Raw genomic sequence first — 21,560 nt, 5'->3', positions numbered from 1 at the left:
CTTTATGTCTGTTAAAGATAATGCTGTGAACTTGGATAAGCTTCAGGTGAAACCGGAAGATTTCCAGAAGGTCGGGGCGGATGAAAAGCAGTCTGAAGTTATTCAGCGCGAAAGCCTATCCGCTTGGCGAGATGCTTGGGAGCGACTTCGTAAAAATAAACTGGCAATGACGAGCTTGAGTGTTTTGGTTCTCATTGTGCTTGCTTCAATTGTTGGGCCGATGCTGTCCCCATATGATGACCGCACGAATGATTTGTTGAGCACCAATCTTCCTCCTTCGGCGGAACATTGGTTCGGAACAGATGATCTGGGGCGTGATATGTTTGTACGTACTTGGATGGGCGCTCGGATTTCCTTGATTATTGGTTTGGCTGCTGCAATGATTGACTTGATGATTGGAGTTATTTATGGTGGGATTATGGGTTACTTTGGTGGCCGCGTTGATGAAATCATGAATAAATTTTCTGAAATCTTGTACTCCATTCCTTACTTGCTTGTTACGATCCTGTTGCTGGTTGTACTGGAGCCAAGTATCACTACAATTATTATTGCGCTCTGTGTAACGGGGTGGATTAACATGTCGTGGATTGTACGTGGTGAGATGTTACAACTTAAAAACCGAGAATTCGTACTCGCTTCCCGTTCAATGGGTGCAGGTGCAGGTCGTTTGCTGTTCCGTCACTTGTTGCCTAATGCGGTAGGACCGATCATTGTCACTTTGACTCTGACAGTTCCAAGTGCTATTTTCTCTGAGGCATTCCTGAGCTTCCTTGGATTAGGGGTACAGGCTCCTCAGGCGTCGCTGGGTTCAATGATTGAATCAGCTCTGACTGGGTGGATGTATTACCCGTGGCGGATGCTTTTCCCAGCAGGTTTGATCAGTTTGATTATGCTTGCGTTCAACCTTTTTGGCGACGGCTTGCGTGATGCGCTTGATCCGAAGTTGAAGAAATAGGAGGTGAGATCATGGTGAGTAGCAACAATTTAATTGAGGTTGAAGGTCTTAAAAAGTATTTTAATGTTGGCAAAAACCGTGTGCTCAAAGCGGTGGACAACCTGAATTTCTATATTCGCGAGGGTGAAACGCTGGGTATGGTTGGTGAATCCGGCTGTGGTAAGTCTACAGCGGGTCGTACGATTTTGCGCTTGTATGAACCTACAGCAGGTAGCGTACGTTTTAACGGTACGGATATTTACAAATTATCACCAAGTAAAATGAAAGCAATGCGCCGTGATATGCAGATGATCTTTCAAGATCCGTATGCATCATTGAACCCGCGTTTTACCGTTTCTGATATTATTGGTGAGGCCCTGGATATTCACAATATGGCGGGTAGCCGTGCAGAACGTAAGAAACGGATTGAAGAGTTACTTGATCTGGTTGGTTTGAACCCTGACCATGCAACACGCTATCCGCATGAGTTTTCTGGTGGTCAACGTCAACGGATCGGTATTGCACGCGCACTAGCGGTTAATCCTAAATTCATCATTTGTGATGAGCCGATTTCAGCTCTTGACGTATCTATTCAGGCTCAGGTTGTCAACCTGTTAAAAGAGCTTCAAGAACGTTTGGGTCTGACATACCTGTTCATTGCGCATGATCTGTCGATGGTCAAGCACATCAGTGATCGGGTAGCTGTAATGTATATGGGTAGAATGGTCGAGCTTGCAGAAAGTGCTGAATTGTATGCAAATCCGATCCATCCTTATACAAAAATGCTTTTGTCGGCGATCCCACTTCCTGATCCAGAAGTAGAAGCCAACAAAAAACGGATTATTATGCCAGGCGACCAAGCAGGCCCGATTCATGATGCATCTGGCAGTAAGACAGGGGCATATAACCTGGAAAATGCCACGCTCATCGAAGTGTCTAAAGGACATTTTGTAGCTGAGCCTTACGCCTGATCTTGTTTTTTGCACCAACCGCCGAGTTATTCGGCGGTTTTTTTTGTAGGAAGCTTTGACGTGGACATGGGCTTTCGGTACAATCAAGCAGTAAGGTTTTGGTGGAGACAGGAGGCAGACCCATGAAGATAATTCCGGAAACGCTTCGCGTAGGGTCGGCTTTGGCAGAAGATTATATACAGGGTACAGGACGCGCAAGCGACTTGTATGAATATAATGTGCTGCACGCCGATGCTTATGCCCAACGGGCGAAGTGGCTGGATAAGACGGGGCATCTGCGATTAAACCGTAAGGATGTCGTAGCATGTCTTCGTATATACAATGAGAAATACAATTCGTATGAGGCGGTTCGTGCTTCATTGGACCGTCTGGAAAGTCCAGATGCCTTAGTAGTAGCTGGCGGGCAGCAAAGCGGATTGTTCACAGGTCCGATGCTGGTCATTTACAAAGCTGCTACCCTAATTAAGGCGGCGAGAGAAGCTGAGGAACGGCTTGGACGTCCGGTTATTCCCGTCTTCTGGATTGCTGGCGAAGATCATGACTGGGACGAGGTCAATCATACATACGTAATGGCAAATGACCCACAAGCCGTCAAAATCAAGCTGAATAAGCAACCTGAACGCCGTTCTTCGGTTAGTGCCATTAAAGTTGACGCTGTTGAGTGGAAGCAAGCGATAGCGGATATAGAGCAAAGCTTGCCAGATTCAGAACATAAGGCTGATATAATGCGCATGATTGAGAACGGGCTAACGGATTCATATGGACTGAGTGAAGCCTTTGCCAAGTTGCTGGGCCTTTTGTTCGGCACCTATGGATTAGTGCTCTTGGATTCAGCAGATCCTTCGCTACGCAAGCTGGAAGCATCCGTTTTTAAGCAACTGGTTCAGCACAATGATGAGTTGGAGCAGGCTTACCGGACGACTGCTGCGCGGATCGTAGATTATGGATATCATTTACAAGCCGATGTGCATGAAGGTGGCGCGAATCTCTTTTATATCCATGAAGATGAACGCCTGCTGCTTTTCAAAAAAGATGGGCTATTCACGGATCGACACGGTCTAGTGGCGTTTACTGTGGATGAACTGCTTGAAGAGATAGATAGACATCCCGAACGTTTTAGTAACAATGTACTAACTCGTCCTCTAATGCAGGATTCACTGTTTCCGGTGCTGGCATCTGTGCTGGGTCTAGGAGAGATTGCTTACTGGGCGATTACACGGGATGCTTTCGGGGTGTTGGAGATGCAGATGCCGATACTGCTGCCACGAATGTCTTTTACGTTGGTAGAGCCAGGTGTGGAGAAGCATATGCTTAAGTATGAATTGAGTTTTGGTCAAGTTAGAGACGGACTTGAGGAACGGAAAAAGCAATGGATCGCCACTCAAGATCAGCTTGGAATGCAGGATCAATTTTCCGGTGCTAAGGAAGCTTTTGTCCGCATGTACGAACCGCTTGTGCAGCAGACAGGTTTGATTGAAAAAGGTTTGCTACGGCTCGGAGAAACCAACCGCGATAAGATTCTGGCACAGATCGCCTATCTGGAGGCAAAAGTTCAGGAAGCGTTGCTTCGGCAAAATGAAACAGCACTTCGCCAGTGGGACCGTATTGAATGGTCGCTTTTTCCGTTTGGACAGCCGCAGGAGCGGGCGTATACGATCTATCATTTTCTGAACCGTCATGGTCTCAGCCTGATTGATATGATTATGAGTGTACCATTGGATCTGATGGGTACGCATCGCGTTATTTATGTATGATTTATTATTTTAATTAGGATTTATCATGGTTTAAATTTAACCAATATGAAGGAGGAAACAAAGTATGACTTCCCATTCTCTGCAAAATAGCATAGTTCACGATCTTAAATTGGCCCCTGAAGGTCATTTAAAAATTGATTGGGTAGAAGCCCATATGCCGGTATTGAACCGTATACGTCAACAATTCGAGCAAGAGCAGCCTTTTGCTGGTCTGAAGGTAACCATCTGTCTACATCTGGAGGCCAAAACGGCTTATCTGGCTAAAGTGGTACAAGCAGGTGGAGCGCAGGTAACTATTACGGGTAGTAATCCATTGTCCACACAAGATGATGTTTGCGCCGCATTAGTTGAAGATGGCGTTACAGTATTAGCTAAATACAATCCGGACCCAGAAGAATTCAAAAATTTGCAAATCAAGGCACTGGAAACAAAGCCGGATCTCATTATAGATGATGGTGGTGACTTGGTTACTCTGTTGCAATCCGAACGGCCTGATCTGATTTCTACGATCCGTGGGGGAGCAGAGGAGACAACTACTGGGATTATTCGTTTGAAGGCTTTGGAAAAAGAAGGGCAACTTCACTTTCCGATGGTGGCTGTTAATGATGCTTACTGCAAATATTTGTTTGATAACCGCTATGGTACAGGACAGTCAGCTTTCGACGGCATTATTCGTACGACTAATCTGGTTGTAGCCGGAAGTACAGTGGTTGTGGTAGGTTATGGCTGGTGTGGCAAAGGAGTTGCAATGCGTGCGAAAGGGCTGGGAGCCAACGTTGTTGTAACCGAAGTTGATCCGATCAAGGCAGTAGAAGCCCATATGGATGGTTTCCATGTCTTACCGATGGTAGAGGCTGCCAAACTGGGTGACTTCTTTATTACAGTAACTGGAAACAAGGCTGTAATTACAGGAGAACACTTTGATGTGATGAAGGATGGAGCTGTGCTGTGTAACGCAGGGCATTTTGATGTGGAGGTTAGTAAGCCTGAGCTTGCTAAACGTTCCGAATCCATTCGTACGGTGCGTCGTAATATCGAGGAATATCGCTTTAAAGATGGACGTAAAATGTATTTGCTGGCAGAAGGACGCCTCGTGAATCTGGCTGCTGCTGATGGTCATCCTGCGGAAATTATGGATACGACATTTGCGCTTCAGGCGCTTGGCTTGAAATATGTGAATGATCGTTACAATGAGCTAGGCAAAGCCGTTATTAATGTACCTTATGAAATTGATGAGCAGGTAGCTCGATTCAAGCTTGATAGTCTGGGAATCCAAATTGACACGTTAACTGAAGACCAAAAGATCTATTTGGACAGCTGGAACGCGTAATCGGATTTTTTCATCACGATTTTCGCTGCAAAGTGTTGCGTTTTTAATGCAAGTATTTGTTTAGGTTGACATAATGGACAGAGAGTAAGCCCTTTATTCCGTGTTGTTTCGAAACCTGATGCATATTGTCGGGGGCCGGCTTCATGGGATAAGGGGCTTTTTTGCATCTTGTGACGCAGGGCTACAATAACAGACATAAGGGTATGGATCCGGCTTCTATCACTTTTTGGTAATGAAAAAGAGGTCTTTGATTTTTTAAAGCGAATCTATTATGCTTAGGTGGTGGAAAGTGGGCCAAAGTGGGAGAATGGGGTAAGGGGTGACGAAACCAATGTTTATGGGGGAGTTCCAACATAGCATTGATGAGAAGGGTCGGCTTACTGTACCGGCCAAGTTTCGTGAACTTCTCGGTGCCTCGTTCGTGGTTACCCGCGGGCTGGACCAATGCCTCTTCGTGTATCCCATGGATGAGTGGGCTGTCATGGAGAAAAAACTTAAAGCACTGCCTCTGATGAAGGCCGATGCGCGGGCGTTTACCCGTTTTTTTTTCTCGGGGGCGACTGAATGCGAATTGGACAAACAGGGCAGGGTAAATTTACCGGGGAATTTGTGCGAATACGCCAAGCTTACTAAAGAGTGCGTCGTATTGGGAGTGTCCACCCGTGTAGAGATTTGGAGCAAGCATACTTGGGAGCAATATTTCAACCAATCAGAAGAAGCATTTAACGACATTGCTGAGAAATTGGTTGATTTCAACTTTGAATTGTAATTTAGGAGGTCAGCCGTTTGTTTCACCACATTACCGTACTCAAAGAAGAAGCAACACAGGCACTAAACATCAGGCAGGACGGGATTTATGTGGACTGCACGTTGGGAGGGGCAGGACACAGTTCCGTCATTGCATCACAGCTTGGCCCTGAGGGAAGGCTCATTGCCTTTGATCAGGACGACTGGGCATTGAACAATGCGCGAGAGAAGCTGTCAGCCTATGAAGGAAAGATTTCATTAGTGAAATCCAACTTCCGCCACTTGCAGGACAAGCTGACCGAGCTGGGATTGCCCGAAAAAGACGGCGTCCCGCAAGTCCAGGGTATTTTGTTCGATCTGGGTGTATCCTCGCCCCAGTTCGATGAGGGGGAACGGGGATTTAGCTACAATCATGATGCGCCGCTTGATATGCGGATGGATCAGAGTAGCTCGCTTACGGCTTACGAAATTGTCAATGAATGGTCAGAAGCAGAGATTGCGCGTATTTTGTTTCATTACGGAGAAGAGAAGTTTTCACGGCGGATCGCAAAGATCATGATTGAACGTCGATTGAACAAGCCTATTCACACAACAGGGGAACTTGTCGATATTATCAAAGAAGGAATTCCGGCTGCGGCACGCAGAACCGGGGGACATCCGGCTAAACGCAGTTTCCAGGCTTTGCGGATTGCTGTGAATGATGAGTTGGGTGCACTGGAAGATACTTTGCATCAGGCAATAAGATGTCTGGCTCCAGGAGGCAGAATTTCGGTCATTACATTCCATTCTCTGGAGGATCGGATATGCAAGCATATTTTCAAGGAGTATTTGGCGAAAAGCATCTATCCGTCTGATTTGCCTATTTTGGAGGACAAAATGGAAGGCGATCTGAAGCTGGTGAATCGTAAGCCGATTATGGCGTCAGAGCAGGAACTGGTGCTTAATCCACGGTCCCGGTCAGCTAAGCTGAGAGTTGCCGAGAAATTGTAAATTTAATGGAGAAGGAGAGGCGACATGGCTTATACACGCGGTAATTTGGCTGTAAAAGAAAGAGCCCGTCAGGAACAGGTTCAGCAACAACGGTATCGTGAGACCACCAAAGTCGTTACACGCCGCAGAGAGCTGCCGATTCGAGAAAAGCTGCTGTATCTATTGACACTTGTAGCGTGCATTGTCATTGCTGGTATGTTGATTAGCAGGTACGCTCACATTTATCAAATCAATTATTCGATTAATACGGCAAGCAAGGACATTTCCAAATTACAGACCAATATCGCCCAACTGAAGATTCAAAAGGAGCGGCTGGAAAATCAGATCGTGCCGACTGCAAAGCAACAGGGATATATCGAACCAACAAGAGAGCCCATTCGTGTGGAAAAGCAGGCTGCCAAATAGTTAAGGGCATAGCATCAAGCTATGCTCTGACGTACATTTTTTTGCAGAGAGGTTTGAGCTATGGTCAAAAGAATAAAGCTTCGCACACTGCTAATAGGGGGATGTATTACCCTCTTTTTTCTTGTTCTGCTACTTAAGGTATTTTGGATTCAAGTTGTGAGTGGGGAGTACTGGCATAACCTGGTAGTTAGTCAAGTAGAAAGAGATCAGGTGATTCAGCCCAAGCGTGGAACCATTACGGACCGTAAAGGAAACGTATTGGCTACGGATGCACCGGCTTATACGGTAGTTGTCAATCCTAGCATCATTCAGGAGTATGATTTGGAGAATGAGGTTGTAGCTAAGCTGCACCAGTTACTCAAAACGCCTGAGGATGAGCTGAGAGGACATCTTTCTGCAAAGGATAAAAAGGGGAACTACTTAAAAAATCGCGAGATTCGTAATGGGGGCTGGAAGGTAGATCCTGAGGTCAAGGCACAAGTGGATACGTTCAAAGAGTATTTGAAGGATAAGTATGAAGTAATTGGAGCTGTGGACACCGTTCAAGAATCCAAACGCTATTATCCGGAAAATAAGCTGGCTTCCCATGTTCTTGGCTATCAAAGAAAAGATGGCACAGCAGGTATGGGGTTGGAAGCTTATTATAATAAAGAGCTCTCGGGGACGGCTGGAAAGCTTCTGTATCAGCGGGATCGGAAGGGAGTTCCTCTTCAAGGATCGGAAAGTGTCTATGAGCCGGCACAAAATGGTAAAAATTTAAAGCTGACGATTGACGATACGATTCAGTATTATATAGAGGATGCCATGCAGGAAGCTATTGCAAAATACAACCCGAAAACGATGACTGTTGTAGCTGCTGATCCTCAGACGATGGATGTTCTCGGTATGGCAACTTATCCGAATTTTAATCCCAATACATATGGGAGTACACCCTTGGAATATTTCCGTAATAATGCTACTCAATCTATCTACGAGCCTGGCTCCACGTTTAAGATTGTCACCTTGGCAGCTGCGGTCCAAGAAAAGGTGTTCAATCCAAATGAATCTTACCAATCTGGTATGATTCGGGTCGGAGGCTGGGATATTCGTGATGTAAGCCGTAACTGGGGAACGTTAACCTATCTTCAGGGAGTCAAGCGCTCAAGTAACGTCGGTTTCGTCCATCTGGGACTGGATAAGTTGGGTGGCGAGAGACTGAAAAAATATATTAATAATTTTGGATTCGGCGTGAAAACGGGCATTGATCTTCCGAGTGAGTCTACTGGAGCTATTACATTCCATACCCAGTACAAATCGGAGGTCGCAACGGCTTCATATGGACACGGACGTGTCCAGGTAACGCCAATCCAGCAGGTAGCTGCCATCTCGGCAATTGCTAACGGGGGGAAGCTGATGCAACCTCATCTGGTGAAAGAAATCATAAACCCAGATACAGGCGAAGTTAAGACGATTCAACCGAAGGAAGTCCGCCAAGTGATTACTCGGGAATCGGCAGTCCAGACAAGCAGCTATCTGGAGCAGGTCGTATCTGACCAAGAAATTGGTACAGGACGCCTTGCTTATATTGACGGATATCGTGTAGCTGGTAAAACAGGTACAGCGACGAAGGTCGTCGGAAAAGTATATGACCATTCGAAGGATGTCGTGTCCTTTATAGGTTTTGCACCAGTAAATGATCCGAAAATAGCTGTTTTGGTTGTTATGGATGAACCTAACAAATCAGTAGGCGGCGGTACAGCAGCAGCGCCTGTATTTAAAAAAATCGTATCCCAATCGTTGCAATATATGGGGGTTCCAAAAACAGGAACTAAAACGAATAAATCAGGTGGCGCTGTTGTAAAAACAGTGAATTTGCCAACGGTACCAACATTAACTGGTCAGGTGAAAAAAGATGCGCAAAATGCATTGCTCAAACAGGGAATTGCCTATGAAACGGTAGGCAAAGGCTCCAAAATTGTTCGCCAATATCCTGAAGCAGGCGTCAAAATGAAACCCGGACAACGCATTTACTTGCTGACTGAGGATAGTGCCAACATGACTATTCCTGATTTTACAGGTGTTTCGTTGCGTGACACACTTCAAGTTCTGACCCTTATGAAGGTTGGTGTGCAGGTAAGCGGCGAAGGTTATGTTGTCTCTCAAAAGGCGCAAATGGTAAATGGAAAGCGGATCGTCAGCGTGACGCTTCAGCCAGCCAAAGAAACGGTGACCGGAGTGAAACCAGAGGAAACACAGGACTCGACCAATGGAGTTGCAGCTAATCAGACCGGCAGTGCAACAAAAACGGAGGTCGATACTAAAACCGAATCCGGTACTACTGCTGATGCTGGAACAGACGCGGGAGCTCCTAAGGGAGGAATATCTGCTGTTGCAGATGAGAAAAGTGCTGCTGCGATTAAAGGTGAGGATAACTGATAGCTTGTTCTAATGTCCGTTCTTTTGAATATTCATGAGGTAAGACATGTCATGAGTATTTGAGGAACGGAGGGAGCGCGTTTGAAAAAATCTAACGTGACCATGCGGCGGAGGCTGGTATGGGGGCTAATGGGATTATTTGTACTGTTTGCGGCCTTGTCGATCCGGCTCGCCTATGTTCAATTGGGTAAAGGAGGCGAGCTCTCGGCCAAGGCTGAGGATTCGTGGCGCCGCAATATTCCATTTGCCGCCAAGCGCGGCGAAATTTTGGATCGGCAGGGTACGGCGCTGACCTACAATGTCAGTTCGCCGACAGTCATGGCGATACCAGTGCAAATTAAGAAGCCGGAAGAAACGGCACGCAGGCTGGCGCCCTTGCTGGATATGAGTGAGGATAAAGTGCTCAAGCTGATTACCAAACGAACAGCAAGCCAAAAACTTCAGCCCGGCGGACGAAAAATTACGATGGAGAAAGCGCAGCAAATTCGTGATTTGAAGCTGCCGGGTATCGTTGTTGCTGAAGACAACAAACGTTATTATCCTTATGGTGATCTAGCGGCTCATATTCTTGGGTTTACAGGAATTGATAATCAAGGGCTGACAGGCGTAGAGAAGCAGCAAAACAGTAAGCTTCGGGGAATCGACGGAAGCATTGCGTATTTATCAGATGCAGGTGGTCGTCTGATGCCTGGTTCTTCTGAAAAATACATTGAACCGAAGGATGGACTGAATTTACAATTAACCATTGATAAGTCTGTGCAGTCCATTATGGAACGGGAGCTTGACCAAGCCATGGTCAAATTTCAGGCGAAGTCGGCGTTGTCTATAGCTATGAACCCCAAGACGGGTGAAATATTAGGCATGGCTGGACGACCAAGCTATGAGCCAGCGCTATACAAGCAATATGCGCCTGAAATCTATAATCGAAATCTGCCTATCTGGATGACATATGAACCTGGGTCTACTTTCAAAATTATTACACTGGCGGCTGCCTTGGAAGAAAAGAAGGTCAATCTCAAAAATGACCGTTTTTTTGATCCGGGATATATTGAAGTCGGTGGAGCACGCCTGCGTTGCTGGAAGAAAGGCGGACATGGAAGCCAGACTTTCCTTCAAGTAGTGGAGAATTCTTGCAACCCCGGTTTTGTAACATTGGGGCAGCGATTAGGTAAAGAAACACTGTTCAAATACATTCGCAATTTTGGCTTCGGCAGCAAAACGGGGATCGACATGATTGGTGAGGGCAACGGCATTTTGTTCAAGCTACCTCAGGTCGGTCCTGTAGAGCTGGCGACAACCGCTTTTGGTCAAGGGGTGTCTGTCACTCCGATCCAGCAGGTTACGGCAGTATCAGCGGCAATTAATGGCGGTAATCTTTATAAGCCTCACATTACAAAAGGTTGGGTTCAGCCGGGAACCGGAAAAGTGCTGGAAAAAGTAGAACCAGAACTGGTACGTAGGGTTATTTCAGAGGACACCTCCCGACAGGTAAGGGAAGCGCTGGAAAGCGTCGTTGCTAAAGGTACAGGTCGTCCTGCTTTTATTGAAGGCTACCGGGTGGGAGGTAAAACGGGGACAGCACAAAAGGTCATTAACGGGCGTTATTCTTCCTCGGAGCATATTGTATCCTTTATTGGTTTTGCGCCGGCGGATGATCCACAAATCGTCGTCTATACCGCTGTCGATAACCCGAAGGGCATTCAATTCGGCGGGGTGGTTGCTGCGCCAATCGTGCAAAATATTTTAAAGGACGCGCTGATTGCCTTGAAAATACCGCCTCGCACCAATCAAATTGCCAAAGAGTACAAATATGGAGAAAATCCGATCGAAACGGTACCTGATCTGGTAGGTGCTACTGCAGCTGATTTGTACGAAGATATGAATATGAACTTTATGCTCGTGAAATCTGGGTCAGGCAAGACGGTCGTGAGTCAGGCGCCGAAGCCGGGCTCCAGATTGGAGCGGGGATCAACGATCCGTATTTACATGGGGGATTGATAGGTTCATTTTATACCATACTATGAATAACGAGAGAGCAATGGAGGAATGAAAGATGCAGCTTCAACAATTGGCTTCACTGCTGGCCGTCTCCCGTGTGGTGGGTGATGGTACAGTGGATTGCCGAGGAATCGGGGCGGATTCACGTCGAGTGCAACAGGGGGATTTATTTCTGTGTCTGCCAGGTTTTACAGTGGACGGACATGACTATGCTGAGCAGGCAATTGCGTCCGGGGCGGCAGCTTTGGTCGTTGAACGGGAACTGGATGTGCCTGTTCCGCAGCTTGTAGTTAAGGATGCACGACATGCCATGGCGGTTTTGGCAGATTATATGTTTGATTCACCGAGCCGACGCATGCGCATGATCGGCATAACCGGAACCAATGGTAAAACAACGATAACTTATCTGATTGAAAAGATCATGAAGGATGCGGGGGTGAACACCGGACTGATTGGTACGATTCAAATGCGTTACGGTGGTCAGTCTTACCCAATGTCTGGCACTACGCCCGAAGCGGTGGAACTGCAACGTTATCTCGGAAATATGGCAGAGCAGGGGGTTCAATGCTGTGTCATGGAAGTATCCTCACATGCGTTGGAGCAGGGCCGCGTCAAAGGAACTGATTTTCGCACCGCTATATTTACAAACCTGACGCAGGACCACCTGGACTACCACAACACAATGGAGGAGTACCGTGCTGCAAAAGGACTTTTATTCTCTAGGTTGGGAAATGCTTTCTCGCGGGATGCATCAGATAGCAAATATGCTGTTCTGAATGCAGACGATCCGGCTTCTTCCTATTTGCAGGCTCAAACTGCGGCCCAAGTGATAACATACGGCGTAGAAAAGGAGTCTGATGTGCAGGCATCTCGTATCACTATAGGTTCCAAGGGAACCTCCTTCCATGTGTCTACTTTTAAAGGGGATACCGATATTGAGCTTCGAATGGTGGGCAAGTTCAATGTGTACAACGCACTGGCGGCCATTACCGCTGCTTTGCTGGAAGGAATCTCGCTGGTGGATATCAAGCGCAGTCTAGAGTCTATCGCAGGCGTAGATGGGCGAGTAGAGCCTGTAGATGCGGGTCAGCCCTTTGCTGTTATTGTAGATTATGCCCATACACCGGACGGATTGGAAAATGTCCTTCGCACCGTAAAGGAATTTGCGGTCGGTAAAGTATGGTGTGTATTTGGATGCGGCGGTGACCGAGATCGTACGAAACGTCCATTGATGGGGAAAATTGCTGCGCGTTACAGCGATCACTCGTTTATTACTTCCGACAATCCGCGAACAGAGGACCCGAAAGTGATTTTGAAAGATATCGAACAAGGGCTGATTGACGAAGGTGTACCCGCAGAACGATACGAATTGATCGTGGATCGCAGAACTGCAATTCATAAAGCTGTTGAAATGGCAAGCTCTGACGATGTAGTATTGATTGCGGGAAAAGGTCATGAGACTTACCAGTTGATCGGAAAGACGGTGCATGAATTCGATGACCGCATCGTAGCCAAAGAAGCGATAAGGGGTTTATCCAAGTGATGAAAAGAACAATCGGTCAGATTGCATCTATGTGTGGAGGAATACTTCACGGAGAAGCGGACACCGAACAGATGGTCGAAGGCGTTTTTACAGATTCTCGCAGGCCGCAAAGCCAAGGGTTGTTTGTTCCACTCGTGGGCGAACGGTTTGATGGGCATAATTATGTGCAGCAGATCGTAAGCGAGGCAGGTGCAGCTGCATTTTTATGGCAAAAGGATCATGGAGCACCTCCGGCTGAGAACGCTATTGAGGTAGAGGATACGTTAGAAGCCCTTCAGCATCTAGCAGCTGCATACTTACGCGAAACCGGCGTTTCTGTCGTTGGGATCACGGGAAGCAACGGCAAGACGACAACGAAAGACATCGTAAACGCTCTGCTGGGCACGACTTTTAAAGTACACAAAACCGAGGGGAATTATAACAATCATATCGGTTTGCCCTTAACTGTACTGTCCATGCCGCAGGATACAGATATTCTCATTCTGGAGATGGGCATGAGTGGACGTGGAGAGATTCGTCTGCTGGCTAATATTGCCCAACCAGATGTAGCTATCATAACGAACATAGGCGAATCGCACTTGCTGCAGCTTGGTTCTCGTGCGGAAATCGCTCGTGCAAAGTTGGAGATCACAAGTGGCCTTAAGCCCGGTGGTTTGCTGATCTACAACGGGGATGAACCACTGCTTTCACAAGTGTTGGAGGAGTCTGAAACGGTCAAGCCTGAAGGTTTAAAATTGTTTGCGTTCGGGCTAGCTGCAGGCAACGATGACTATCCAACTGAAATCACTTCGGATGGAGAAGGTAGCTTATTTATAACAGCCCAATCTGGCAAAGAGGCTTTCCGGCTTCCCTTGCTTGGACAGCACAATGTTGTAAATGGTTTGGCGGCACTGGCGGTAGCGCGTCATTTCAATGTCGATGCAGACCATATACGTAAAGGGTTGTCGTCTTTAAAGCTGACGGGCATGCGCATTGAGGTCGTGAACTGTCCTAATGGACTTACCGTGCTAAACGACGCTTATAATGCCAGTCCGGCTTCAATGAAGGCTGCGATTCAGACGTTGTCTGCGTATAAAACGGACGGACGTAAAATCGCCGTGCTTGGTGATATGCTGGAGCTGGGACCTGAGGAAAAGCAATTCCATGAGGAAATTGGAATTTTCGCGGCAAAGCACGACGTAGAGGTACTCTTTACCTACGGTGCGTTAGGCACTTTGATTGCGCAGGGTGCGCAAGGGTTGATGCCAACTGCTAACGTGCACGCTTATACAGATAAGCAAGAGCTGATCCAGTATTTGCTGGTTCATCTACACGCCAATGATATTGTGCTGGTTAAGGCATCCAGAGGGATGCGACTAGAAGAAATTGTGGATGCGCTGAAAAACGGTCCGCTACAGAACTGATGTTGACGAGAGGGAGACTCCCATGGATATTCAATTATTACTGCTGACGATCGTCGTATCGTTTATATTGGCGGTCATTGCCGCTCCACTGCTCATTCCGCTGCTGCGGCGAATGAAATTCGGCCAGCAGGTCCGGGATGACGGGCCACAGAGCCATCTTAAAAAAATAGGTACGCCTACAATGGGCGGTATCGTGATTCTGGTGGCTTTTACGCTGACCTTTCTTAAGTTTTCAGCTATCAAAAATACGGACTTTTACGTTCTGCTGGTTGCTACGCTCGGTTTTGGGCTGATCGGCTTTTTGGACGACTACATCAAAATTGTATTCAAACGCTCGTTAGGTCTGACGGCGCGTCAAAAGCTGTTTGGGCAATTATTGTTTGGCGCGATCATGTGCTGGCTTCTGCTTAGCAATGATCATAGTACTGCGATCGGCATCCCTGGAACGTCATGGTCATTTGATTGGGGCGGCTGGTTTTATTATCCATTCATCATTATTATGATGCTGGCGATTAGCAATGCTGTCAATTTCACGGATGGGCTGGACGGGCTGCTGTCCGGTACAAGTGCCATTGCCTTTGCTGCTTATGCCATTGTCGCGATTCAGGCAACCTCGCTTCCGGCAGCAGTATGCTCAGCGGCTATGATTGGCGCTGTACTCGGATTTCTCGTATATAATGCTCATCCTGCCAAGGTGTTTATGGGTGACACAGGCTCGCTGGGAATTGGCGGCGCCATAGGTGCCATTGCCATCGTTACGAAAAGCGAAATTTTGTTCCTCATTATCGGTGGTGTATTCGTAATTGAAATGCTGTCCGTGGTCTTGCAAGTAGCTTCCTTTAAAACACGTGGCAAGCGTATTTTCAAAATGAGCCCGATTCATCATCATTTCGAGCTGTCCGGCTGGTCCGAATGGCGCGTAGTTATTACATTCTGGGCTGTAGGACTGTTGTTGGCAGGACTCGGACTTTATCTCAACAAGGGGTTGTAGACAAATGAACCATCCAGACGCATACAGAGATCAGGAAGTCGTCATTATCGGTCTGGCTAAAAGCGGCGTGCAAGTTGCCAAGGTGCTGCACCAGGCCGGAGCCAAGCTGACAGTCAATGATAAAAAAGATAGGGAACAATGTCCCGAAGCTTCTGAATTAGAGGCTTTGGGAATTTCCGTTTTATGCGGGGGTCACCCAGAGGGGCTAATTCATCCTGGAGTGAAGCTGGTTGTCAAAAATCCAGGGATTCCTTATACGGCCCCTCCCGTACAGAAAGCTGTCGAGCTCGGCATTGAGGTCGTGACCGAGGTTGAGGTCGCCTACCATCTATGTAAAGCTCCGATCATCGGAATTACTGGCTCCAACGGAAAGACGACCACGACCACTTGGGTAGGCAAGCTGTTGGAGGCATCCGGCATGAAGCCAATCGTGGCTGGGAATATCGGTACGCCCGTATGTGAGGCGGCTGTGGATGCCAAGTCGGACGAGTGGATGGTTGTGGAGCTGAGCAGCTTTCAGTTAAAAGGAACAAAAGATTTCAAGCCCACTGTGGCCTGCTTGCTCAATGTAGCTGAGACCCATTTGGACTACCACGGAGGCATGGAGGACTACGTTGCATCCAAGGCGCGTCTATTTGCCAATCAAACGGCGGCGGATACTGCGGTGGTGAACTGGGATGACCCCGTCTGCCGGGAACTCGTACCCTATATAAAAGCGAAGCTGCTTCCGTTCTCTATGACAGAACGTTTGCAGGAAGGGTTGTTCGCTGACCCGCCATACATACCGGATGTGACGGACGATATTGAACGTAGCATTGTATACCGTGATGGAAATGGTGTGTTGCATCCCATTATAGGCGTAGCTGAGATTGGACTTCCGGGTCGTTTTAACGTAGAAAATGCTCTTGCTGCTTGCGCAATCGCCATTGCTGCAGGCGCAGAACCAGCGAATTTGGCGGAACCATTAAGTACTTTTCGCGGTGTCGAACATCGGCTTGAATATGTTTTAGAACACGCTGGTGTAGCTTATTACAATAACTCCAAAGCAACCAATTCGAAAGCAACAATGATGGCCTTATCTTCCTTTAAGCAACCCATTGTACTCATTGCCGGTGGATTGGATCGCGGTTCTGATTATACAGAGCTCGTACCTTCCTTGCAGGAAGGTGTGAAAGCCGTTGTGCTCTTGGGTGAGACACGGCATAAGTTGGCTGAGCGGGCCCAGCAGGCCGGAATAGAGCATGTCAAGGTCGTCGATAATGGGGAGGATGCCGCCGCTACGCTCGTGGAGGCTGTGAACAAGGCTGCTGAATTTGCTGAGACGGGAGATATAGTATTACTCTCACCCGCCTGTGCAAGCTGGGATATGTTCCGATCCTATGAAGAGCGTGGACGTATTTTTAAAGAGGCGGCGCATAAATTGTAAGTAGGGGGGTTGGATAAGCCCCTACTTTTATGCAAGGGGTGGCCTCCTGATGAAGCAATCTCGTCCAGCGCCGGATCTATGGCTTTTCGTTTGTATCATAAGCTTATTAGCCATCGGCATGGTTATGGTATACAGTGCGGGCGCCGTCCTCGCTTTTCACGAGTACGGGGACTCCTACTATTTTGTAAAGCGGCAATTGCTGTTTGCAGGGCTCGGCCTTGTAGCGATGTACTTTACTGCCAGAACGGACTACCGGATCTGGCAGAAATATGCCAAGGTCGTGTTGTTGATCTGTCTAGCGTTGCTGGTTGCCGTATTAATTCCCGGCATTGGTGTAGTAAGAGGCGGGGCACGAAGCTGGCTCGGTATTAGCTCTTTCGGCATTCAGCCTTCCGAGTTTATGAAGTTGGGTATGATTCTTTTTCTCGCTCGTTGGCTCAGTCGTCCTGACTATGATATTAGCTCTTTTACGCGCGGCCTGTTGCCCCCGCTTGGACTCATGGGACTGGCTTTTGGGCTTATTATGCTCCAGCCCGATTTGGGCACTGGCACGGTAATGATGGGAGCGTCCATGCTCATCGTATTTACGGCAGGCGCGCGTATGAAGCATCTCGGTCTGCTGGCATTGTCGGGAGCAGCAGGGTTTGCTGCACTGATTGCAGCTGCGCCTTATCGGCTCCAGCGCATCACCGCTTTTCTGGACCCTTGGTCCGATCCGCTTGGCGCAGGTTATCAAATTATTCAATCGCTATATGCGATTGGTCCAGGCGGCCTGGCAGGCTTGGGGCTTGGCATGAGTCGACAAAAATATAGCTACGTTCCTGAGCCGCAGACTGATTTTATTTTTTCCATTTTGGCGGAGGAGCTTGGCTTTATCGGTGGAATGGCGGTGTTGGGGCTCTTTTTGGTTCTCGTGTGGAGAGGAATGCGTGTCGCTATAACCATTCCGGATACCTATGGTAGTCTGCTTGCGGTGGGTATTGTCGCAATGGTCGCCGTACAGGTCGTCATTAATATTGGTGTCGTTATCGGTTTAATGCCGGTGACAGGAATAACACTGCCCTTAATCAGCTATGGAGGTTCTTCTCTGACCTTAATGCTAACTGCTCTGGGCATTTTACTAAATTTATCACGTTATGCGAGGTGAACGTTTATGCGCGTCGTGTTGAGCGGCGGCGGCACCGGAGGGCATATTTATCCGGCGCTGGCCGTAGCCAGACAGTGCGAAGAGATTGATCCGGACGCTGAATTTTTATACATTGGCGGTCAACGAGGACTCGAAAGCAAGTTGGTTCCTCAGGAAAAAATTCCATTTGAGGCTATTGATATCACAGGATTTCGCCGCAGCTTGTCTGTGGAAAATATAAAAACGATCATGCGCTTTTTCAAAGGGGTTCGCAGATCCAAAGCATTATTAAAGAAATTTAAGCCAGATGTCGTTATTGGCACTGGGGGATATGTATGCGGCCCCGTCGTTTATGCAGCTTCCAAGTTGGGAATTCCCAGCATTATTCATGAGCAAAATGCAATTCCAGGGCTGACTAATACATTTCTGAGTCGCTATGTGGATACAGTGGCTGTTAGCTTTGAAGGCTCAGAAGGAGCTTTCCCCAAAGCTAAAAATGTACTGTACACCGGGAACCCGCGTGCTACAACAGTTCGTTTGGCTAACCGGGATCGGGGATTTGCTACTATTGGGGTTCCGATGAACAGCTCGGTCGTCCTTGTGGTCGGTGGCAGCAGGGGAGCAAAGGCCATTAATGACGCCATGATTGCAATGGCTCCGCAACTTTCGCAACTGAAAGACGTCCATTTTGTATATGTAACTGGTGAATCTTATTATGAGCAAACGCTGGATAGCATACGGAATCAGATCGGCTCATTGCCCAATCATCTACACGTGCTTCCCTATATTCACAATATGCCAGAGGTGCTGGCTTGTACCTCATTAATTGTTAATCGCGCAGGTGCGTCCTTCTTGGCAGAGATCACATCGTTGGGCATTCCGTCCATTCTGATCCCATCACCTAATGTGACGAATAACCATCAGGAGGCTAATGCTCGTACACTTGAAAAGGCAGGCGCATCCGTCATGATTGTAGAAAAGGAACTGAGTGGCCCGGCCCTGTTTCAATCTATAGCGGGAATTATGAAGGATGAGGCATGGCGGAGTCGCATGGCAGAGTCGGCGTCTGCGCTTGGCAAGCCTGACTCAGCAGATATTTTAGTAAAAGAAATGGAACGTCTTGCCCATAAAAGGTAGTCTGCAGCGCAGAATTGGGCGGTTGTCACACACCGGATGGTATTTACATAGGATACCCTATAGATTGTGACCATCACTCAGGCTGCCGGTTGTCAGGTGAGAGCCTTATAACCATGCGGGGCAAGCAACAAGGAGGTTTCAGTACAATGCAGCAATGGATGCCATTATTAGCGGAGCATGATATCGGAAAAGTGCTGGAGCATGAGCCGCTGTCCAAATATACGACATGGAGGATTGGAGGCCCTGCGGATGCACTTGTCATCCCGGATACCAAAGAGCAGCTGGCAAGAGTATTGAAGCTGGCTAGCGAGCACGGAATTCCCTGGATGCAGTTGGGTCGGGGCTCCAACATGCTCGTCTCTGACAAAGGGATACGGGGACTTGTGATCAAGCTGGGGCCAGGATTTGATTATGTTCATTTTGAAGATGAACATATCGTTGCTGGAGGAGGCGTTTCACTGGTCAAACTGTGCGTTATGGCCAGCAAGCAGGGCCTGTCCGGCCTTGAATTTGCTGGTGGTATCCCAGGATCAGTCGGTGGGGCTGTCTACATGAACGCCGGTGCCCATGGGTCTGATGTGTCACAAATATTCCAGTCCGCTGAGATTGTGCTGGATACAGGGGAATTGGCTGTGTACGATGCCGAGAATATGCATTTCAGCTATCGTCACTCCGTGTTGCATGAGCAACGTGGAATGGTGACAGAGGCAGTGTTTCGGATGAAGCGGGGCGACCGCGAGGAAATTTCAGTAGCGCTTGCGGCTTTTAAAGACCGCCGTCGGCTGACCCAGCCGCTACAGTTAGCTTGTGCAGGAAGCGTATTCCGTAATCCTCCAGGAGACTATGCTGCTCGTCTTATTGAGAGCGCAGGTCTCAAGGGCTTGAAGGCGGGAGGCGCAGAGGTATCTGTACAGCATGCCAATTTCATTGTAAATACCGGTCAAGCGACAGCAGAGGACGTGCTTACCCTAATGAAGCATATTCAAAGTACAATATCATCTCAAACCGGCATCAAGCTAGTTCCGGAGGTTTTCGTAGTGGGTGAGCGGTAAACTCGGAGGTGATACATTGGACAAATTGGTGATTGAGGGAGGCCGTCCCCTGTCAGGCACCATACGTATCCATGGGGCAAAAAATGCGGCACTACCTATTCTTGCAGCGAGCTTACTAGCACAAGGTAAGGTAGAAATTCGGAATGTGCCCCATCTTTTAGACATTAAGGTCATGCTGCACATCCTTGAAAGACTCGGCTGTACATGCCGACATGAAGAGGAAACGGTATACGTGGATACGTCGTCCGTCCGAACGTTCCAAATTCCGGAAGATTTGATGAAGCAAATGCGCTCATCTATCTTTCTGATGGGACCGCTGCTCGCCAGATATGGAGAAGTTTCCATTTACCAGCCCGGAGGCTGCGCCATAGGCGAGCGCAAAATTGATCTTCACCTAGAGGGCTTAAAAGCTCTTGGCGCAGAGATAGAGGAAAAAGACGAGCAAATTACATTTCGTGCCCACAAGCTAATCGGCTCGGACATCCACATGGATTTCCCGAGTGTAGGTGCAACGGAAAATATTATGATGGCCGCTGCGTTGGCTGAAGGACGAACAACGATCACTAATGCAGCGAGGGAACCAGAGATTCAGGATCTACAAAACTTCTTGAATGCCATGGGAGCCCGCATTATCGGTGCTGGAACCGACACAATTACAATTACGGGGGTCAGTCGCCTCAATCCGTGTACGTATGAGGTCATTCCTGACCGCATAGTAGCTGGAACGGTTATGATCGCAGCTGCAGCTACACGAGGAAGTGTGTCGCTGACCCACTGCAATCCATCCCACTTGTCTGCTCTGATTCACGTCCTCAGGCGGGCTGGTGTTCAAATCGGCATCTTGAATGATATAATGACCGTAAGTTGTATGAGTCGTCCCAAAGCAGTGGAGAGGATCGTTACCTCCCCTTACCCGTCTTTTCCGACGGATTTACAATCTCAGGTCATGGTTCTGCTTTCCTTGGCGGACGGATTCAGTGTCATGAAAGAGACCGTCTTCGAAAGCCGATTCAAACATGTGGATGAACTAAATGTAATGGGTGCTGATATTACGGTTGATGCAAATGCTGCTTTTATAAGAGGAGTTTCTCGTCTGTACGGGGCTACGGTAGAGGCTACCGATCTGCGGGCAGGGGCTGCGCTGGTCATAGCGGGTCTAGCGGCTCAAGGACGTACCATTGTCGAGCAGGTTCATCATATTGACAGAGGGTATGACCGAATCGAATGTCTTTTCCAGGGACTGGGTGCCCGAATGAGCCGTCAGTCTCCGGTGCCGGAGCAGCTGGATTTCGTAAATTAATGCCTGTAATGTCCCTCCGTTATCGGGGGGACGAAAGG

At 48.0% G+C, this 21,560-nt stretch carries 17 protein-coding genes; all 17 read left to right on the top strand.

Going from position 1 to position 21,560, the window contains the following annotated elements; translation table 11 throughout:
- Positions 1-4 precede the first annotated feature (4 nt).
- The gene (locus tag KAI36_RS17685; protein ID WP_013311103.1) at positions 5-955 is read left to right on the top strand and encodes an ABC transporter permease; all 951 of its coding nucleotides are present in this window, start codon (positions 5-7) and stop codon (positions 953-955) included.
- Positions 956-966: 11 nt separating this feature from the next.
- Entirely contained in the window at positions 967-1,905 is a 939-nt protein-coding gene (locus KAI36_RS17680; protein WP_013311102.1) for an ABC transporter ATP-binding protein, read from the top strand.
- Positions 1,906-2,027: 122 nt separating this feature from the next.
- A complete protein-coding gene (gene bshC, locus KAI36_RS17675) occupies positions 2,028-3,659 on the top strand; it encodes a bacillithiol biosynthesis cysteine-adding enzyme BshC (protein WP_220025591.1) in 1,632 nt (543 codons plus the stop codon).
- Positions 3,660-3,723: 64 nt separating this feature from the next.
- Positions 3,724-4,989 (top strand): adenosylhomocysteinase, encoded by a 1,266-nt coding sequence (locus KAI36_RS17670; RefSeq protein WP_013311100.1) that lies wholly within the window; start codon positions 3,724-3,726, stop codon positions 4,987-4,989.
- Between the two features lie 331 nt (positions 4,990-5,320).
- The gene (gene mraZ, locus KAI36_RS17665) at positions 5,321-5,758 is read left to right on the top strand and encodes a division/cell wall cluster transcriptional repressor MraZ (protein ID WP_013311099.1); all 438 of its coding nucleotides are present in this window, start codon (positions 5,321-5,323) and stop codon (positions 5,756-5,758) included.
- A 17-nt stretch (positions 5,759-5,775) separates the two neighbouring features.
- Positions 5,776-6,726, top strand: coding sequence for a 16S rRNA (cytosine(1402)-N(4))-methyltransferase RsmH (rsmH, locus tag KAI36_RS17660; protein WP_220025590.1), 951 nt, complete (start codon positions 5,776-5,778; stop codon positions 6,724-6,726).
- A gap of 24 nt (positions 6,727-6,750) precedes the next feature.
- Entirely contained in the window at positions 6,751-7,131 is a 381-nt protein-coding gene (locus tag KAI36_RS17655; protein ID WP_025721604.1) for a hypothetical protein, read from the top strand.
- 60 nt (positions 7,132-7,191) lie between these two features.
- A complete protein-coding gene (locus KAI36_RS17650) occupies positions 7,192-9,546 on the top strand; it encodes a penicillin-binding transpeptidase domain-containing protein (RefSeq protein WP_220025587.1) in 2,355 nt (784 codons plus the stop codon).
- A gap of 81 nt (positions 9,547-9,627) precedes the next feature.
- Entirely contained in the window at positions 9,628-11,544 is a 1,917-nt protein-coding gene (locus KAI36_RS17645; protein ID WP_025721601.1) for a stage V sporulation protein D, read from the top strand.
- Between the two features lie 55 nt (positions 11,545-11,599).
- Positions 11,600-13,087, top strand: a complete 1,488-nt coding sequence (locus KAI36_RS17640) for a UDP-N-acetylmuramoyl-L-alanyl-D-glutamate--2,6-diaminopimelate ligase (protein ID WP_220025586.1) — start codon at positions 11,600-11,602, stop codon at positions 13,085-13,087.
- Positions 13,087-14,490 carry a UDP-N-acetylmuramoyl-tripeptide--D-alanyl-D-alanine ligase gene (locus KAI36_RS17635; protein ID WP_220028160.1) on the top strand — a complete coding sequence of 468 codons (1,404 nt, stop codon included), beginning with the start codon at positions 13,087-13,089 and terminating at the stop codon, positions 14,488-14,490. Before KAI36_RS17640 ends, KAI36_RS17635 begins: the two co-directional genes overlap by 1 nt.
- Before the next feature lie 22 nt (positions 14,491-14,512).
- Positions 14,513-15,481 carry a phospho-N-acetylmuramoyl-pentapeptide-transferase gene (mraY, locus tag KAI36_RS17630; RefSeq protein ID WP_013311092.1) on the top strand — a complete coding sequence of 323 codons (969 nt, stop codon included), beginning with the start codon at positions 14,513-14,515 and terminating at the stop codon, positions 15,479-15,481.
- 4 nt (positions 15,482-15,485) lie between these two features.
- Positions 15,486-16,907 carry a UDP-N-acetylmuramoyl-L-alanine--D-glutamate ligase gene (gene murD / locus KAI36_RS17625; protein WP_220025585.1) on the top strand — a complete coding sequence of 474 codons (1,422 nt, stop codon included), beginning with the start codon at positions 15,486-15,488 and terminating at the stop codon, positions 16,905-16,907.
- 49 nt (positions 16,908-16,956) lie between these two features.
- Positions 16,957-18,054: a stage V sporulation protein E gene (spoVE, locus tag KAI36_RS17620; RefSeq protein WP_013311090.1), complete on the top strand. Its 1,098-nt coding sequence runs from the start codon at positions 16,957-16,959 to the stop codon at positions 18,052-18,054.
- 6 nt (positions 18,055-18,060) lie between these two features.
- Positions 18,061-19,170: an undecaprenyldiphospho-muramoylpentapeptide beta-N-acetylglucosaminyltransferase gene (gene murG / locus KAI36_RS17615; RefSeq protein WP_069080394.1), complete on the top strand. Its 1,110-nt coding sequence runs from the start codon at positions 18,061-18,063 to the stop codon at positions 19,168-19,170.
- 146 nt (positions 19,171-19,316) lie between these two features.
- Positions 19,317-20,222: a UDP-N-acetylmuramate dehydrogenase gene (gene murB / locus KAI36_RS17610; protein WP_220025584.1), complete on the top strand. Its 906-nt coding sequence runs from the start codon at positions 19,317-19,319 to the stop codon at positions 20,220-20,222.
- Positions 20,212-21,522 (top strand): UDP-N-acetylglucosamine 1-carboxyvinyltransferase, encoded by a 1,311-nt coding sequence (gene murA / locus KAI36_RS17605; protein ID WP_220025583.1) that lies wholly within the window; start codon positions 20,212-20,214, stop codon positions 21,520-21,522. Before murB ends, murA begins: the two co-directional genes overlap by 11 nt.
- The last annotated feature ends 38 nt before the right edge of the window (positions 21,523-21,560 follow it).

This window comes from Paenibacillus sp. S02 (genome assembly GCF_019454065.1).
GTDB classification, from domain to species: Bacteria; Bacillota; Bacilli; order Paenibacillales; family Paenibacillaceae; genus Paenibacillus; species Paenibacillus polymyxa_B.
This window is presented reverse-complemented; position numbering and strand designations above follow the sequence as displayed.